The sequence below is a fragment of the Wolbachia endosymbiont of Anurida maritima genome (assembly GCF_042182995.1).
In the GTDB taxonomy this organism is placed as follows: Bacteria; Pseudomonadota; Alphaproteobacteria; order Rickettsiales; family Anaplasmataceae; genus Wolbachia.
The window spans coordinates 210,901-227,027 of the sequence record NZ_CP102058.1 but is presented as its reverse complement, the minus strand read 5'-3'; the positions used below and the strand labels follow the sequence as shown (position 1 = coordinate 227,027).

The window sequence follows — 16,127 nt, the reverse complement described above, 5'->3', positions numbered from 1 at the left end:
ATCACCTACCTAAAGCAATCTAAGTATAGCATAAACATTAGTAACTTTGCAACTTTATTAACTTAATACCAATTATCAAATTTTGGTACTCCTTAGAATAAAAGTTAGTTCCAATTTCTGTATTAATGTCCAAAGATAAGGCAAGGGTCTGCTCTTTTATATATTCAATCCACGTGTTTATTGCTTCCTTAATTTTCTCATCTTCTGTTTTGATTATTACTCTGATTCTATCGGACATATGAAAATCAGCTTGTTTTCTGGTTTCCTGAATGAGCCTCACGACATCTCTTGCAAGTCCCTCTAGAATTAATTCATTATTTAAAGTGGTGTTCAGAATCACAATTCCTCTGTTATTATCAAACACGGAGGAAAATTCACTGTTTGCTTTTAATAATAGTTCATATTCGCCTTTTTCTATAGTATAGTTCTCTGTTTCATCCCCCAGAAATATTTGCTCATTCTCAATTTGCTTCCACTTTTCTTCTTTGACATATTGAACTAGTTTCTTGATTTTATCTGCAATCTTCTTACCAAGTAGCGGAAAATTTAGTTTTAGCTCTAGTGATGCAATATCTTCAAGTCTGTTTACTAATTCTAATTTTTTTACATTTACCTCATCTCTTATTATCTCTTGATATTCATTTTCAAGGAAATCGCAGGAAGACCTATGATAAATGGTCATACTGCCAAGTGGCTGCCTGATGCGTATATTAAACGTATTTCTGATGGATAATGCAGAGTTACATATCTCTCTTACCAAATCCATCTTGGCAATGAGTTCACTGTCATATCTATCTGATTGTGGAAAATCAGCCAAATGAACAGATGTTTCTTTGTACTTAAGCCCTTGCCATATATTCTCTGTTATAAGTGGCAACAAAGGAGCTGCAGCTCTTAGTATATAATAAAAAACCGTGTATAAAACATTATAAGCATCAGTTTTATCTTGATCCAAATCACTTTTCCAAAAACGCTCGCGACTGCGACGAATATACCAATTATTTAGCACTTCAAAAAAATCCATCAGAATTTTGCAAGCCTCTTGGGAATTATAGTTGTTCATAGAAGCTTGGATACTTTCTACAGCTTCAAAACATTTGGAAATCATGTAGCGATCAATAGTACTTTGATAATCCTTACAAACTTCAGCTTTAATTCCATCTGCATTTGCATACATGGTAAAAAAGTGATAACCGTTCCAAATAGGTTTTATTACGTTTTTCAGAACATCTCGTATTGAGTTTCCTTCTTTATCAAGTAGCAAATTACCACTACAAACAATGGAACTAGACAGCATAAGAAAACGCAGTGCATCAGAACCGTATTTATCAAAAACCTCCATTGGATCTGCATAGTTATTCAAACGTTTGGATAATTTTTGCCCTTTTACATCCAAAACAACGCCGTGGCATATGCAGTTCTTAAATGGCTCACTATCAAATAAAGCAGTGGAAAGCACAAAAAGCGTATAGAACCATCCTCTTGTTTGTGCTATGTACTCGGTAATAAAGTCAGCAGGAAAGTTATCTTCAAACCACTCTTTGTTTTCAAACGGATAGTGAACTTGCGCGAACGGCATCGAGCCAGATTCAAACCAACAGTCAAACACATCAGGCACACGACGCATAACTGATTTTCCTGTTGGATCATCAGGATTTGGTCTTGTTAAAGTATCGATAAATGGTCTGTGCAAGTCATCTATTTTAACATTAAAATCTCGCTCTAGTTCTTTTATTGAACCGTATACATCTACTCTTGGATATCTTGCATCATCTGATTTCCATACGGGAATTGGAGTACCCCAAAATCGATTGCGTGAAATTGACCAATCGTGTGCCCCTTCAAGCCATTTTCCAAATTGACCATCTCTAATGTGGTTTGGTATCCAATTAACTCTCTTATTTAGCTCTACCATTCTGCTTTTGAATTTTGTAACGGCAACATACCAAGAAGGCATAGTGCGATAGATCAAAGGAGTGTCAGTTCTCCAGCAGTGTGGATAATTATGAATATATTGTTCAGTTTTGAACCAACTCCCCTGCCCTTTTAATTTTTTTATTACTGTATCATTGGTATCAAAAACATGAACCCCTGCCAAATCTGAAACTTCAGCAGTAAATTTTCCACTGTTATCAATTGGACAAATAACTGGAATATCATGGCTTTGGCAAAGGTAAAAATCTTCCTCACCAAATCCAGGAGCAGTATGCACAACGCCAGTACCATCTTCTCCTGTAACATAATCAGCGATGAAAACGCGGAATGCATTTTTCGTATCTTTAAAGTAATCAAATAGTGGTTTATAAGAAAGACCTACAAGATCATTCGCTTTAAGTTTTATATTGCAGTTTTCATATGGAATATTGTTTTGTTCAGAGTGGCTGATAAATTTCTCTAGGTAGCTTTCAGCGAAGATGTGGATTTCACCATTGACTAATACTGCACAATACTCAATATCTTTCCCTATCGCCAAAGCCAAGTTGCTCGGCAACGTCCAAGGAGTTGTAGTCCAAGCAAGTAATTTACATACATTTTTAAACTGCTGTGGGTTTTCTAAAAGCTCAAATGCAACAGTTACAGCTTTGCTAGTCTTTTCTCTATATGCGTTATCAAGCCTTGTTTCAAAATTGGATAATGGAGTTTCGCACGCCCAGCTATATGGAACAACGCGCACTGATTCATACACCAGACCCTTATCATAAAGCTGTTCAAATGCCCACATGACCGACTCCATAAATGATTTATCCATGGTCTTATAGTCGTTGTGAAAATCTACCCATCTTGCTTGTCTATTGACATATTTTTCCCACTCTGATGAAAATTTCATCACAGAAGTACGGCAATGGTTATTGAATTTTTCAATGCCGAATTTTTCTATCTCAGTTCTACCAGATATTCCAAGTTCCTTTTCCGCACCCATCTCAGCCGGCAATCCATGGCAATCCCAGCCAAATCTACGTTCGACCCTTTTTTGCAGCATAGTTTGATATCTTGCAAATGCGTCTTTGATGAAACCAGTGAGTAAATGCCCATAATGCGGAAGGCCATTTGCAAATGGAGGGCCATCATAAAAGACAAAACAATTATCCTTAGAACGTTTCTCAACTGACCGCTCAAAAACTTTGTTTTCCTGACAAAATTTTATGATTTCTTTTTCTAACGACGAAAAATCAGGACTACTTACTGTATCAGGATAATGCTTTGACTTCATGTTCGCTATGTAAAACTAAAGAATATAGGGCTTTCTGAAAAATTACAAATTCAAAAACTCTGTTTCTATAAACATTGATAGGTATTGACATTATTATACAACATATTAATGCATTAGATATGTTTACTGAGGTTGAAGTTGAAAATGAATAAAGATAGTAACAATAAAAGTTGGCCTTATCAGGAATTCCATGATGCCAATAAAAGCAATAGTAGAAGTAATTTTATTTGGCATTCAAGTTCTTATGAATACAATAATTCTGGAGAGATTGAGAAAATACGCTATCAGTGGGAAAAGAAAAAAAATCCCGCAAATCTATTATATCAAATCTCATATGATTGCGTAACAGAGAGTTGTAGTCCTTTAAGGATTAAATCTAGATAGCTTATAACCTTATAAAAACACACAAAGTGCTTCTACATGAGACCGTAGGAGCACTTTTTTAACACTCCCGGCGGGTAACAGAACCACTGCCATTAAGTTAAGGAAGGAATGGTCAAAAACTGAACTAAAAAGTTAGAAATAACTAAGGATTTATGGCAAATACTAAAACAAAATAGAGTAGACTTTAAAGCAGATAAACTCTGAAGTGTAAATCACTTAAGAAATAGTTGATTTAGGAGTCATTTTACAGGAGCTATGGCAATAAGCTATCCAGTTATTATCAGAAGATATGAGTTGGTCAAAACACATCCTTCCTAGCTCTTTTTTGGTAGTTCAGTGAACGAGTATCAGTTACTTTATTACGGTCAACTTTTCTTCCTTTTCTCACCACTAGAGTGTTCATCAAAAATAACTTTGATAATCGATCCATGATGCAGTCTGTGTCTGACTCTGTAGAAAAAATATCGAAAGCCAAGTTTTTTATTGCATTAAATGAGACAGATTTATTGATGCTTTCTCAGAGGAGGTATGTGGAAGTGACAAAAGAGTATTTTGAGTGGGGAGAAGCTCTAACTAAAGCTGGGAGCCAAGAGGCTCTCAAAACAAGTTGGAAAACTGACTCAATCTTTCTTGGAAGAAAAACCAGTCCAAAAAGGTTTGCAATTTACCTGTATCCTTGTCAGAAAAATAGTAAGTTGGAGCTTTGCATTTGGCTTGAACAAAAGATTAGTGCACCATCACGACTTGAAGCTTGCACTGTGTACTTCAGCAGCAATTACAAGACCTAGAGTATCTACAACGATGTGGCGTTTTCTACCCTTTACTTTCTTGCCAGCATCATATCCTCTGGATCCCCTTTTTGAGTGGTTTTTACTGTTGACTGTCAATTCCTACTGTGGGTTCATTCTTACCTTTCTTTCTTGTTTTAACTAGTGTTTCTTGCCTTTCCACTTTTTTTAAACGCGAATTCAACTATACACGGTTTTCCTGGTGGAATTCTTAGGTGTTTCTCCATTGACAGCCTGTTCTCATCACATACCTTATTGCATCGATAATCGTTCTGTCTGTGTTTTCTTGGTCTGCCGGCTTTTTAGGTTCTTCTCTCTTCCCTTTGTCACTTATTCGCTTGGGTATTTTTCTTTTCTTACTCCTTTCTCTTAGTTTGTCTCTCAGAACCTGTTTAAAATCTTGGATGGATGAGGTAAAATAGGCATAGATTTAAGAAAGAGGTGTATCTATGCGTAAAAATTATCCAAGTGATATAAGTCGAGAGCAATTTGAAAAAAATCAGACCAATACTAGAGAGTAGCAGCAAGACCAAGAAAACTTGATTTATATGAAGTATTTTGTGCAGTCTTATACGTACTAAAAAGTTGTTGCCAAAGGATTTTCCAAAGTGGGAAAACATATATTACTATTTTCAAATCTGGAGTAAAAAAAATGGAGAAAAACCAAGTTTGCTGGTTAAAAAAAACTAGTTGGAGAGAATAATGGTAGGAAACAGTTTCTGTATAATTGATGCTCAAAGTGTTAAAAACACAGATACTGCTGAAGAAAAAGGCTATGATGCAGGTAAAAAGATTTCAGGGCCATATTGCAGTTGATACTCAAGCATGCGATTCATATAACAACCGCAGAAGCAACTAGTGCTATGGAAATGGTGGAAAAGGCTAAAGAAAACCTCTCTGAAGTTAAAAATATACTAGGTAGTGTCGACATTTATTTCAACCAAAGATAAATAGCAGCAATATGAACAAAAGACAAAAAGGTTATTGCCAATTTGTCATAACGAGTAGCAACTCTACGAAAATTCTTGATTTTGTTGAACATCCTTTCTATTAAATTTCTTTCTTTATATAGCTCTTTATCATATTCTCGTGACGTTTTTCTATTGGAGCGCGGTGGAATAACAGGTTCAGCATTTATGGCTTGTGCTGCTTCAATCATATAATCTGCATCATATCCTTTATCTGCAATAAGTGCTTCCATTTTCTTATCATTTATCAGATCTAAAGCCTTTACATAATCTGATCTTTGACCAGCAGTAACAAAAAATCTCAGTGGGTTACCTAGCGCATCACAAGCAGCGTGTAATTTGCTCGAAAATCCTCCTTTAGATCGTCCCAATTCCTGCTCTTGCTTACCAGTTTCTACATTTTTTTTGTGCACCAGCAGCATGTTGATGCGCTCTAATTATTGTCGAGTCTATCATCAGCCATTCCGTGTCTTGATTTACTGCTAAAGTATTAAAAATCATCTGCCAAACCCCNNTGCTTTCGCCCATCTCATGAATCTTTTGTGCACATTAGACCATTTTCCGTATCTAGCTGGTAACGCTCTCCATGGCGCTCCAGTACGTCCTATCCACATTATTGCAGCTATGAATTTCCTGTTGTCTTGTGCACTTCTACCTCTGTCTCCTTCTTTCCCTGGTAAGCTGTTTTTTATCCTTTCCCATTGTTCATCTTTTAAGTCACATAGCACTTTTACCTCTCAAAAAACACTATTATAACTCATTTTTTATTAATGTCGACACTGCCTAGTTGATGCTGGCTACACAGGAGAAAATTTTGCAACACAAATAAAAGCAACTATTGGCGCTACCGTTGAAGTAATAAAACGAAGTGAATTACATACCTTTATTGTATTGCCAAAGAGATGGGTCGTTGAGCGCTCTTTTGCTTGGTTGGAAAAGTGTAGGCGGTTGTGGAAAAATTGCGAACGTAAACTCAACACCAGCTTGCAAATGATTGTCCTTTCTTTCATTTCTCTCCTATTACGAAGATTTTAAACAGGTTCTAATAAACCTTCGGAGTATCAGAATCAATTAAAAATTGATCAATTGACATAACTTGCGGCGGTGTTGATGATTTTGAACCAAAATCACGAATTGCCTGTAAATTAACTACTATATCATCACCACCTCTCCAAGCATAGAACTTCAGCCAAGCTCTGGCATTAGTGCCCAATAACACATTAGAATTCCTAAATGTTACAGCTTTCTGCAGAGGTTCACTGGATTTTTCGCAAATAACGTTCAAATAAAAACGAGGATTGCCTTCACCAATCCTTTCAGCTTCAGTAATGTCTTTAATGAAAATCCTGTCTACATCAGTTCTATCCTGTGAATCAGCATAAGACCTTAAAAATTGCCATGAAAGCCCAGCAATCGGCACTTGCGAAAATTCAGGTGAAACATAACCAGGTCCCTGCTCTCTATCATCAATTTGTAGACCAATATTAAACTGACCATCAATAAATAAGTTATCAGACAATATAGCTGTAGCTGGATCTGCTTTGGATTGTTCTTGAAAGTACGGCAGATCATGAAAGATGAGTTCAGGAGCTGCAGCATTGCCGTAATGGCACTTCAGTTCTACGGTGTAACGATCATCAGGATCATCAATATCAACAAAATAGTATAACTTATGAGGTAAAGCACCGTTTTCATCAAGCTGCAGTGGATTTGGTGCTGGTACGGCATTTCCCTCTTGGTTTTTATAGTAGGCGTGGCGTAAAGTAGTTGGACTTCTTTTATCATAAAAATACATCCAGTACCCGCTAGCTGGCATACCTTCCTTATTCTTAATGATGTCCTGCAATACTATACTTAGTATTAACCTCTGTGCCATGCTATTTCTCCTGAGCAAAAGCTAGTTTTAGTATATGCCAAATCTTTAATTACTTGTCAACACAGAATTTTCTATCAACTTTCTTTATTGAAAAATTCAGAAAAATGTTGTAGAATTGCTATAGTAGTAGACTTTGGTAAAACATATGGCAGATTCAAGAATTAGTATAACCTTTGATCCAAAAACTTCATATAACCTTAATAAGTTAGCTGAAGTCACTAAGGAATCTGTTCAAGAACTAACAAAAAGGTTAGTTGTAGAAGGAATTGAGTGCGAAGTGGAAGATATTGCGTTATATAAAACTGTTAAGGAATGTGAGGATGTAGACTGGGGCACAGTGCTATCTGAAAGGGCGAGGACATAAACTGAAATATGATATTGTCTACTCAACAAACTTTACTGAAAGGGATTTTCCAAATCTTCCAAAAACAATAAGATCAAGGATTACAAAAGCAATAAACGAGCGACTTACAACTGATCCAATTAAATTTGGCAAACCATTACGTGGTAGACTAAAAGGGTGTAGAAGAATAAGAGTTAGTGATTATCGAATTATTTATATTGTAAATATCGCAAAATATAAAGTATTTGTCGCTGCAGCAGGACATAGAGACACTATTTATGAGCAGATAAAATTATCAGACTTACTATAAACAGTATATATATTTTTATACACCACTCCTTCCTGATCCATTCTCTACCTTAGGTGGCTTCGCTCAGCTCAAAAAAAGCTCATTTTTTTGGTACACCCCCCTATAAATTATATACTATATTATATTTTATATATAATATAGTATATAATTAGAGCATGTCTTCAAACTCAAGAATGAGCTAATTTGTGAAGCATAATAGTGATCATATTAAAAAAAGATGTTATTTTTTGAAGTGAGAGGAGAATGCTCATAATCCTTACTCATACGTCTAAAATTGGAGAGCCAAGCAAAGGTTCTCTCAACAATCCAACGTTTAGGAATAACCTGAAATCCTGTATCAACTACTTTCTTGGTAATCGTCAACAAACATCCAGTTTCCAATAAACAGCGGTTTTGCAATTTACCTGTATATCCTTGATCAGCAAAAAACTTACGTAATGTTGGAGCTTTGCATTTGGCTTGAACAAAAAGATTTAGTGCACCATCACGATCTTGAATGCTTGCACTGTGTACTTCAGCAGCAATTACAAGACCTAGAGTATCTACAACGATGTGGCGTTTTCTACCCTTTACTTTCTTGCCAGCATCATATCCNTCTGGATCCCCTTTTTGAGTGGTTTTTACTGATTGACTGTCAATTATTCCTACTGATGGAGTTTCATTCTTACCAATTATCTTTCTTAGTTTTTTAACTAGAAAATCATGAATTTCTTGCCATATTCCACTTTTTTTTAAACGCGAATTACAACTATACACGGTTTTCCATGGTGGAAAATTCTTAGGTAGTTGTCTCCATTGACAGCCTGTTCTCATCACATACCTTATTGCATCGATAATCGTTCTGATACTGTGTTTTCTTGGTCTGCCGGTCTTTTTAGGTTCAAAATATTGCTCTATCATCTTCCATTCTTTGTCACTTATATCGCTTGGGTACATTTAAAATATATCTTATAACACACTTCTTAACTCCTTTCTACTTAGTTTGAAGACATGCTCTAAGGGAGGGAGTAGTAGTAATCNNACTGCTTCCTTACCTGACCAGCTTGCTCGCGACAAGGGCTTCGAAAAACGCGCTCAATATTACGCTGCTAAGGCTTATTCAAGTCAAGCAGATCAAGGTGATGATTATCATAACCTCAAGGAAATAATCTTTATTGCTGTTGCTGATTGCATTATCTTTCCAGATAAGGCTGAGTACAAATCTAATCATGTCATTTTAGATCAAAATAGCTNNTTTGAACATGACTTGAAGGATTTTTACTTCGTATTTATAGAGCTACCAAAATTTCCTAAGAGTAGAGAAGAACAACTAGAAAGTGTAGTAGACCGTTGGCTATTTTTTTTCAAATATGCAGATGAAACAACGGATGAAGATCTCAGAAAAATTGCGGAAAAATCACTAATAATAAAGCTAGCATATGATGAATTAGATAAGTTTCACTGGAATGAAAAAGATCTAGTAGCTTATGAAGAAAGAATAATGGATCTGCGCAAAGAAGAAGCTATTCTTGAATACAGACTTGATCTTGCTAAAGAGGAAGGTAGAGAGGAAGGTAGAAAAGAAAGGGAAATTGAAGTTGCAAAAACAATGCTAGTCAATAGTATTGATGTTAACACTATTGTCAAGTGTACTGGCCTTTCCATGAGTGAGATTGAAGAATTGCAGAATTAAGTGTGAATGGTTACGAAAAATATAAGTTTTTGCGATAAACGACATAGTGATGTATTTGTTGTTCAGCATGTCAGTGGAATATTTTCTGAAAAATTTCCACATAACTCTTTCAGATTTCATAATATCTCTTGCCACTCATCTGAACAGATACCCATTTTGGAGNGATACCAATAATAGTTGTGAGCGGTACAAGTTTAGTCCATATACCTTCCAAGCATAACACGCTCACGAAACTTTAATGCGGTAGCTTGGTTTCTACTAAAAGACAGCATTATGCCAAGTGCGATGCTCGAAGATAAAAGAGAAGAGCCACCATAGCTAAGTAACGGCAGGGTTATGCCGGTGGTAGGAAAAACACTCAATGTTACCCCTATGTTTATTATGAATTGTGTGATGAATTGCATTGAGATACCGAGAATCACTAACAGATTAAATAATTCATTTTCCCTATATGCAACGTAAAGCAAACGGGCGGAAATGATACCAAATAACATCAATGTGGCTAAGCACGTAATCAAACCAAATTCTTCTGCTAAAACAGAAAACACAAAATCTGTATGACAATCAGGAAGAGAGGCTTTTACGCTACCTTCACCAGGTCCAACTCCAGTTAATTGACCTCTTTTGAATGCTTCTAATGATTTTGTGACTTGAAAGTTATCGCGCTGCGTAAAAAAGACAAAATTGTAAATCCTTTGCTTTATATGTGGGAGGCATAAGTAAGCTATTGTAGTTCCAGTTGTGGCCATTCCTATTATGCATAGAAAGTATAAAAATGGTATACATGCAATAAACATTTGACCAATAAAAGAATATGTTAAAAGCATGGACATACTGAAATCAGGTTGCAAAAGTAACAACACAAAAACTAACAGAAATATTATGATTGATATGTGCATTTTAAACCTCATTTCGCTGGCCAAGATACTAGCTATAACAACAGAAAAAAATGGCCTTACGAACTCAGATGGTTGAACAGAAATTTTGACAATATGTAACCATCGTTTCGCACCTTTTACCTCTATACCAAGTATTATCGCAATTGCTACTAGAATAGTAAATAAAATGAAACCTGCGAACGAGAGGTTAAGTATAGTTCTTGTGTTGAGAAAAGAAAATGTCACCAAGGTAATTAGTGACAGGACTATATAAATTGTATGGCGCCGTATAAAATAATCCTGTGGTAGAAAAAGACGCTGCGCAATTACAGGGCTTGCTGAATAAACAAGAATGAAGCTTATAGTGAGCAAAAAAAACACTGGAAGGATGAGATAATAATCCAGCGTTCTATACCAGAGTTTAATATTCATTTTGTTCCAATGTGTAATGCCACTATTCCATAGCTCATATTATGAAACTCAACATTCCTAAAACCTACCTCTTCAATCTCCATTTTAAAATCAGCCTGAGTTGGAAATTCTCTGATGCTCTTCACTAAATATTCATAAGAACTCTTGTCTTTAGCAACTATGCTGCCAATTTTAGGAATTACTTTAAATGAATATAAGTCATAAAGTTTGGTAAATATCTCATTTTGATAGTGCATAGGGGCAAATTCTAAGCAGATAAATTTTCCATGTGGTTTTAATACCCTGTGCGCCTCATTTAAAGCCTTCTTACGGTTAGAAACATTTCGAATGCCAAAAGCTATTGTGCAATAATCAAATTCGGAGTCTTCAAATGGTAAACTTTCTGCACTTGCACATACCCAATCAAAATTAATTTGGTTTGAATTTATAGCTTTATCACGTCCTCTGCTTAGCATATTTTGATTTATATCGCACACTGTAACCTTAGCACTTGGCTCTTTTCTTACTATTCTTATTGCTATATCTCCAGTTCCTCCAGCAACATCTAAAACCTTAGAGTTTTTTGTAAAATGCACACTATTTACCATTTTATCTTTCCACAATCTGTGCATTCCGAGGCTCATTATATCATTCATGGTGTCGTAGCGATTTGCTACGGAGTCGAATACCTCTTTAACTAATTGCGATTTCTTCTTGATTTTTATAGTAGACATTACGTAAAAACTCCTTTATAATTAGTAAAAATTAATTTGAATTAACGCAAATGTCAACGACAAGCCTTAAGCCTGTTAAAATCTTCTTCAGCGTGGTATGATGACCGAGTTAGTGGGCTTGATGTAACTCTTGAGTTTTGTCTCCCTTTGCGAAGAAATTTTTTGCCACCTCTACCAAACCTTTTAGAGTTTCACTAGGCTTTTCTAGCAATTGAGGCTTAATCAGATACTCAAGTCCATACATAGCTACTGTAGTAGCTACAGCAACTAAAGCTGCAATTAAGAATGCTCCTTCTGTTATTAATACCAAAGCTGCTAAACCTCCTAGTAACCCAATTGCTGGCGGAGCAATAATTGCTGCACCTCTTTTCCATAGGTGTGGTTTGTTTTTTTGTTTTATTTGCTCAATGAGATCTTCTCGTAATTTGATCTCTCTTTTCATAGATCTTGGTTCTTTCATTAAACCATCCAAACTATTCTGCAATTCCTCCAAAGCTTGCTCCGGAGGCAATGATTGAAAATGTCTCATAAACTTATCTTGGTTATTCTCAAACTCATGAATCTCATTGTTGCTTTCACAAAAACCCACATGTTTTTCCTTCTCAGGTTTAATCCATTTTTCTACTTTACCCAAATAACCATTATCTACTGCCCCATTCACTTCTGTTATCGGCCCCCTAGATACTAGAATTCCTTGAAATTTGATACTTTTTAATTCCTCTTTACTGACATCAACTTTCGCTATTTCTGGATCTATATTTTTTAAGATACTATTCATATCTTGTGCTAATAGTTCCTCTACGTTCTTGCAAAAATCACTAATACAAACAACGTTCAAATTATCATCATCAACTAACATTACTTCTTGCGGCAGCGTACCTCTGATTTTCTTATATGCTTTTAAAAGGTATAAGACATGTAGATTTTTTCTAATTTTTGAATTTTCCTGCTCAAAACTTTCATCCATTCCTCCAACTACTTTGATACTTTGCGCCTGCTCTTTTGTTAAACCCAGATGGTTTGTTACCACGTAATCTACTGTTTTTGGGTAGCTTGTAAATGATGCAATGGCAACTTCTACACCTTTATCATATGCATCTTGCAATACAGACTTGAGCTTTTCTGCATTTTTGATTCCCGAGTTTTCCTTTTGTAAAAATCCCCTTATATCTTGTTCAGTTACTGCATTTTCTTTGCCAGAATTATAATCACCAGATTTTTTCATCGAAAAAAAAGAGTGCATATGCTGATTAGTAATGGTTTGGTCAAAATCAAATATTAATAATTTTCTTAAATTAGAATTGCCTATCACCTTTTTCCCCACAAATAATAATATTATAATATACCGTTAAAATTAATAAAAATCAACTAAAAATATCAACGACAGGCCTTGAGCCTGTTAAAATCTTCTTCAGCGTGGTATGACGACCGAGTTAGTGGGCTTGATGCAACCACTAAGAAACCTTTGGAGTAAGCAACGTATTTATAATGCTCAAATTCCTCTGGGGTAACATACCTATCAAGTTTTGCATGTTTTGGAGTTGGTTGTAGATATTGACCAATTGTAATAAAATCAACCTCAGCACTGCGCAAATCGTCCATAACCTGAAGTATTTCCTCTTTTGTTTCTCCAAGACCAACCATAAGCCCTGACTTTGTGAAAACTTTAGGATTAATCTGCTTTGCCATCTTCAACAAATATAGTGAATGAAAATAGCGAGCTCGTGGTCTTATTTTTGCATACAATCTCGGCACTGTTTCAATATTGTGATTATAGACATCAGGTGATGCAACAGCAATTGCTTCAAATGCTCCTTTCTTATTTAAAAAATCAGGAGTTAAAATCTCTATTGTTGTTTCTGAAGTTATCTTTCTAATTTCTTCTATGCACTGTATAAACTGATTTGCGCCACCATCTGGCAAATCATCACGATCAACAGAGGTAATGACAACATGTTTTAAGTTTAACTTTTTTATTGCTTTTGCTAAATTTTCTGGTTCATGAGGGTCTAGTTTATCAGGAATGCCAGTTGCAACGTTGCAAAATGCACAAGCACGAGTGCAAACAGAACCAAGAATCATCACAGTAGCATGACGTTTATTCCAACATTCACCAATATTTGGACATGCAGCTTCTTCACATACCGTATGTAAGTTATGCAGTTTAACGATGTTTAAAGTTTCATTGAATACTTCACCGGTCGGAGCTTTTGCTCTGAGCCATGGAGGTTTGCTATGCATCTGAAACTGCTAACTCTACCTCTTGCTTTACTAAAACTTTTTTCAACCTGCTTTTTATCTTCTGCGCTTTCTCACTTAGTTTAATCGTTCTTGTGTTGAGCAAAAAAGCATCTAAATCACCTTTGTAATCTATAGTTCTTAAAGTTCTTGTTGCTACACGAAATCTAAACTTTTTATTTAATATATCACTTGTCAACGTAACCTTATGTAAATTTAAAAGAAAGGTACGCTTTGTTTTACGATTCGAATGTGATACCTTATTACCAAAAGACTTTTTTCTATTTGTTAATTCGCAAACTCTACTCACTTTAATATACCGAATTATTCTATGTACTTAGATTACCTTATATAGTCAAATAGTCAATACTCTCTTGCTTAATTTTTATACCATATACTGCTTTATAGCCAAAAAATATCGTAATTTTTTCTATTATAAGAGAAATCATATGCTGAATTTCCAATGCTTTACTGCCATTTGTTACTACCAGATTCAACACACCCGAATTTATATTCTGTGCATATGAGATTTTTTTTGGTTTTGTACACTCTGCTATTTCTTTCCCTACTATATTTCGCCAGTTTAAAATCAGACGTATTTCATTTTTGCTAATTTTATTTTTCATGCATTTTAATGCATAATTTTCAATTATAGACTTTAATTTTTTTGGACCGCTACGTTTGAGCATAATAACCTCAAAAATCAATTTTTATCATTCTATAAGTTTAATATAGTATGTAGGTATTTGTCAATCCCAGTATTACAACTGGGATTGTAGCTGCTTTAACAACAACTCTACCCTCTGGCCTCACACCATAAAAAGCAGTATTTTTATGTAAAATTTATCTCAACGTAGCACTTGTCAAGATCATTCCATTTACCAAATTTTGTGCTGTCATCTTTGCCTCATAATTAACCTTATAGCTGTTTTAATTGTAATTAGTTAAATTATTATTAACTTGCCAGGCTAGATCCAAAAAACAATTGTGTGCTGCAGTAACAAACAAAGTAATGTTTGTGAGAAGCTTTGTTGAAGATGAAGGAAAGTCCTTCGAAATCGATTTTCAGGAGCAGGTTTCAAACTCCTATACGAAGTCATCACATTTTGTGAACCTCACCGGTGGCAGAATCTGGGTAACGAGGTCTTCTTCCTATACTCCATAATAAAAACAGAAAGTACCTCAGAAAAAGTGCCACGCGCTGGAATGACAATTAGATTTTTGCTTTGTGCAGAATAGTTTTCAAAGAGATCTGCTACATTTTCCTCATGCCACTTACAACTTCTACAAGCAATGCAAACATAAATGAAGAATACAAATATCCTTTTGGTAGTTCTATGTGAAGTCCATCAAGTATGAGGTACATACCAACAAATAAAATAAATAAAATGGCGATTATTTTCAACCCTGGGTTAGATTTGATTAATTTAGCAGTATAACTTGATAAAAATATCATTGCTAATATGGAAAATGTAAATGCTGTAGCAATTATTACCATGTTATGAGTTAATGCTATAGCAGTTAATATCGAATCAACCGAAAAAACTAAATCTATTAATATAATTTGTAGCACAACTAAAAAAAATTTTGATTTAACGTTTGCCTTTGTTTTATTCTCCTTACGCACAAAAATGTCGTTCCATAACTCCATAGAGCTTTTAACAATAAGGAATAACCCTCCTGTAATCATAAGTAAATCCTTTGCTGAGATATCCAGCGATGCAGCGTAAAATATAGGTTTTTGCATTGACAATATAGATGATGTAAAAAATAGTATTACAAAACGCATTAATAGCGCTAATCCAAGACCCATAAGGCGCACTCTTTCTCTCAGCGCATTTGGTACCTTATCTATTGCTAGAGAAATAAAGATTAAATTATCTATACCAAGTATAGTTTCAAGTAGTGTAAGTGTCAGTAAAGTCCAAGCATCGGCTAGCATTTTTGTCCCAAATTCGGCTCTTCTTACTCTACAATAGATGTGTAAAAATTAAATGACTTCACTCAGAAGTTTTATAGCAGCTCTCCAGAAAAACAGAAGGTCATTAATTGAGAGAGTTTCTTAGGAGCGTCGAACAAGAAAAAAATCTTGTTAAACCGGAAAGAAACTATTTCTTCGCTTCCATAGCAATTTCTATATATAATTTATCAAGAAGTACTTCTGCAGTTATAACCGACTGACCAATGGTGCTTAAGTGCCCGTTTAGGAGCGTGGTTTTGGAGGAACGATCAAACCACTGATGGAGTCTTTGAGACTACCTCGATTAGAAGAGCGTATAATTCAACCGTTCCAAGCTGAAGTGCTTTTCAACTA

The 16,127-nt window shown here is 35.2% G+C and carries 15 protein-coding genes and 4 pseudogenes; 6 read left to right on the top strand and 13 right to left on the bottom strand.

What is annotated here, in order from left to right; all coding sequences use genetic code 11:
- Nucleotides 1-37: 37 nt before the first annotated feature.
- Nucleotides 38-3,211: an isoleucine--tRNA ligase gene (gene ileS, locus NOX90_RS01325; RefSeq protein WP_375604246.1), complete on the bottom strand. Its 3,174-nt coding sequence runs from the start codon at nucleotides 3,209-3,211 to the stop codon at nucleotides 38-40.
- Between the two features lie 144 nt (nucleotides 3,212-3,355).
- On the opposite strand from ileS, the gene NOX90_RS01320 reads away from it, so the two are divergent.
- Nucleotides 3,356-3,595: a hypothetical protein gene (locus tag NOX90_RS01320; RefSeq protein ID WP_375604245.1), complete on the top strand. Its 240-nt coding sequence runs from the start codon at nucleotides 3,356-3,358 to the stop codon at nucleotides 3,593-3,595.
- Between the two features lie 298 nt (nucleotides 3,596-3,893).
- Here the strand turns inward: NOX90_RS01320 and NOX90_RS01315 are convergent.
- Nucleotides 3,894-4,112: pseudogene (locus NOX90_RS01315) on the bottom strand (IS4 family transposase); the annotation flags it as partial.
- Nucleotides 4,113-4,332: 220 nt separating this feature from the next.
- Nucleotides 4,333-4,482, bottom strand: coding sequence for a transposase (locus NOX90_RS01310; protein ID WP_375604244.1), 150 nt, complete (start codon nucleotides 4,480-4,482; stop codon nucleotides 4,333-4,335).
- A gap of 350 nt (nucleotides 4,483-4,832) precedes the next feature.
- Between NOX90_RS01310 and NOX90_RS01305 the strand changes: the two are divergent.
- A pseudogene (locus NOX90_RS01305) lies at nucleotides 4,833-5,300 on the top strand (transposase); the annotation flags it as partial.
- A gap of 14 nt (nucleotides 5,301-5,314) precedes the next feature.
- Here the strand turns inward: NOX90_RS01305 and NOX90_RS01300 are convergent.
- A pseudogene (locus tag NOX90_RS01300) lies at nucleotides 5,315-6,079 on the bottom strand (IS5 family transposase).
- A 55-nt stretch (nucleotides 6,080-6,134) separates the two neighbouring features.
- Between NOX90_RS01300 and NOX90_RS01295 the strand changes: the two are divergent.
- Nucleotides 6,135-6,386 (top strand): annotated as a pseudogene (locus NOX90_RS01295) (transposase); the annotation flags it as partial.
- A gap of 7 nt (nucleotides 6,387-6,393) precedes the next feature.
- Here the strand turns inward: NOX90_RS01295 and NOX90_RS01290 are convergent.
- The gene (locus NOX90_RS01290) at nucleotides 6,394-7,227 is read right to left on the bottom strand and encodes a hypothetical protein (protein WP_375604243.1); all 834 of its coding nucleotides are present in this window, start codon (nucleotides 7,225-7,227) and stop codon (nucleotides 6,394-6,396) included.
- A gap of 145 nt (nucleotides 7,228-7,372) precedes the next feature.
- Between NOX90_RS01290 and NOX90_RS01285 the strand changes: the two genes are divergently transcribed.
- Together NOX90_RS01285 and NOX90_RS01280 are read left to right on the top strand one after the other, a co-directional pair.
- Nucleotides 7,373-7,591 carry a hypothetical protein gene (locus NOX90_RS01285; RefSeq protein WP_375604242.1) on the top strand — a complete coding sequence of 73 codons (219 nt, stop codon included), beginning with the start codon at nucleotides 7,373-7,375 and terminating at the stop codon, nucleotides 7,589-7,591.
- On the top strand, nucleotides 7,572-7,880 hold the full coding sequence (locus NOX90_RS01280; protein WP_375604576.1) for a type II toxin-antitoxin system RelE family toxin: 309 nt from the start codon (nucleotides 7,572-7,574) through the stop codon (nucleotides 7,878-7,880). The genes NOX90_RS01285 and NOX90_RS01280 overlap by 20 nt, the downstream gene beginning before the upstream one ends.
- A 207-nt stretch (nucleotides 7,881-8,087) precedes the next feature.
- Here the strand turns inward: NOX90_RS01280 and NOX90_RS01275 are convergent, their stop codons facing one another.
- Nucleotides 8,088-8,816 carry an IS5 family transposase gene (locus NOX90_RS01275; protein ID WP_375604241.1) on the bottom strand — a complete coding sequence of 243 codons (729 nt, stop codon included), beginning with the start codon at nucleotides 8,814-8,816 and terminating at the stop codon, nucleotides 8,088-8,090.
- A 46-nt stretch (nucleotides 8,817-8,862) separates the two neighbouring features.
- Here NOX90_RS01275 and NOX90_RS01270 point away from each other — a divergent pair, with 46 nt between their 5' ends.
- Nucleotides 8,863-9,552, top strand: coding sequence for an Rpn family recombination-promoting nuclease/putative transposase (locus NOX90_RS01270; protein ID WP_375604240.1), 690 nt, complete (start codon nucleotides 8,863-8,865; stop codon nucleotides 9,550-9,552).
- Nucleotides 9,553-9,746: 194 nt separating this feature from the next.
- Here the strand turns inward: NOX90_RS01270 and NOX90_RS01265 are convergent, their stop codons facing one another.
- The 7 genes from NOX90_RS01265 to NOX90_RS01235 form a co-directional block, all read right to left on the bottom strand.
- Entirely contained in the window at nucleotides 9,747-10,862 is a 1,116-nt protein-coding gene (locus NOX90_RS01265) for an FtsW/RodA/SpoVE family cell cycle protein (RefSeq protein ID WP_375604239.1), read from the bottom strand.
- Nucleotides 10,859-11,575, bottom strand: coding sequence for a bifunctional demethylmenaquinone methyltransferase/2-methoxy-6-polyprenyl-1,4-benzoquinol methylase UbiE (gene ubiE / locus NOX90_RS01260; protein ID WP_375604238.1), 717 nt, complete (start codon nucleotides 11,573-11,575; stop codon nucleotides 10,859-10,861). Before ubiE ends, NOX90_RS01265 begins: the two co-directional genes overlap by 4 nt.
- Before the next feature lie 109 nt (nucleotides 11,576-11,684).
- Nucleotides 11,685-12,800, bottom strand: coding sequence for a hypothetical protein (locus NOX90_RS01255; protein ID WP_375604237.1), 1,116 nt, complete (start codon nucleotides 12,798-12,800; stop codon nucleotides 11,685-11,687).
- Nucleotides 12,801-12,952: 152 nt separating this feature from the next.
- Entirely contained in the window at nucleotides 12,953-13,816 is an 864-nt protein-coding gene (gene lipA, locus NOX90_RS01250; protein ID WP_375604236.1) for a lipoyl synthase, read from the bottom strand.
- Complete coding sequence (rpmB, locus tag NOX90_RS01245; protein WP_375604235.1) at nucleotides 13,809-14,123, bottom strand: 50S ribosomal protein L28; 315 nt, start codon at nucleotides 14,121-14,123, stop codon at nucleotides 13,809-13,811. The genes lipA and rpmB overlap by 8 nt, the downstream gene beginning before the upstream one ends.
- 37 nt (nucleotides 14,124-14,160) lie before the next feature.
- On the bottom strand, nucleotides 14,161-14,502 hold the full coding sequence (locus tag NOX90_RS01240; protein WP_375604234.1) for a DciA family protein: 342 nt from the start codon (nucleotides 14,500-14,502) through the stop codon (nucleotides 14,161-14,163).
- Between the two features lie 566 nt (nucleotides 14,503-15,068).
- Nucleotides 15,069-15,755: a TerC family protein gene (locus NOX90_RS01235; RefSeq protein ID WP_375604233.1), complete on the bottom strand. Its 687-nt coding sequence runs from the start codon at nucleotides 15,753-15,755 to the stop codon at nucleotides 15,069-15,071.
- Nucleotides 15,756-16,127: the final 372 nt, after the last annotated feature.

Coding starts and splice junctions, on each gene's coding strand:
- NOX90_RS01235 (WP_375604233.1), bottom strand. CDS start 15,755: ATGCTAGCCGATGCTTGGACTTTACTGACACTTACACTACTTGAAACT.
- NOX90_RS01320 (WP_375604245.1), top strand. CDS start 3,356: ATGAATAAAGATAGTAACAATAAAAGTTGGCCTTATCAGGAATTCCAT.
- NOX90_RS01290 (WP_375604243.1), bottom strand. CDS start 7,227: ATGGCACAGAGGTTAATACTAAGTATAGTATTGCAGGACATCATTAAG.
- NOX90_RS01255 (WP_375604237.1), bottom strand. CDS start 12,800: ATGAAAAAATCTGGTGATTATAATTCTGGCAAAGAAAATGCAGTAACT.
- ileS (WP_375604246.1), bottom strand. CDS start 3,211: ATGAAGTCAAAGCATTATCCTGATACAGTAAGTAGTCCTGATTTTTCG.
- ubiE (WP_375604238.1), bottom strand. CDS start 11,575: ATGTCTACTATAAAAATCAAGAAGAAATCGCAATTAGTTAAAGAGGTA.
- lipA (WP_375604236.1), bottom strand. CDS start 13,816: ATGCATAGCAAACCTCCATGGCTCAGAGCAAAAGCTCCGACCGGTGAA.
- NOX90_RS01265 (WP_375604239.1), bottom strand. CDS start 10,862: ATGAATATTAAACTCTGGTATAGAACGCTGGATTATTATCTCATCCTT.
- NOX90_RS01285 (WP_375604242.1), top strand. CDS start 7,373: ATGGCAGATTCAAGAATTAGTATAACCTTTGATCCAAAAACTTCATAT.
- NOX90_RS01240 (WP_375604234.1), bottom strand. CDS start 14,502: ATGCTCAAACGTAGCGGTCCAAAAAAATTAAAGTCTATAATTGAAAAT.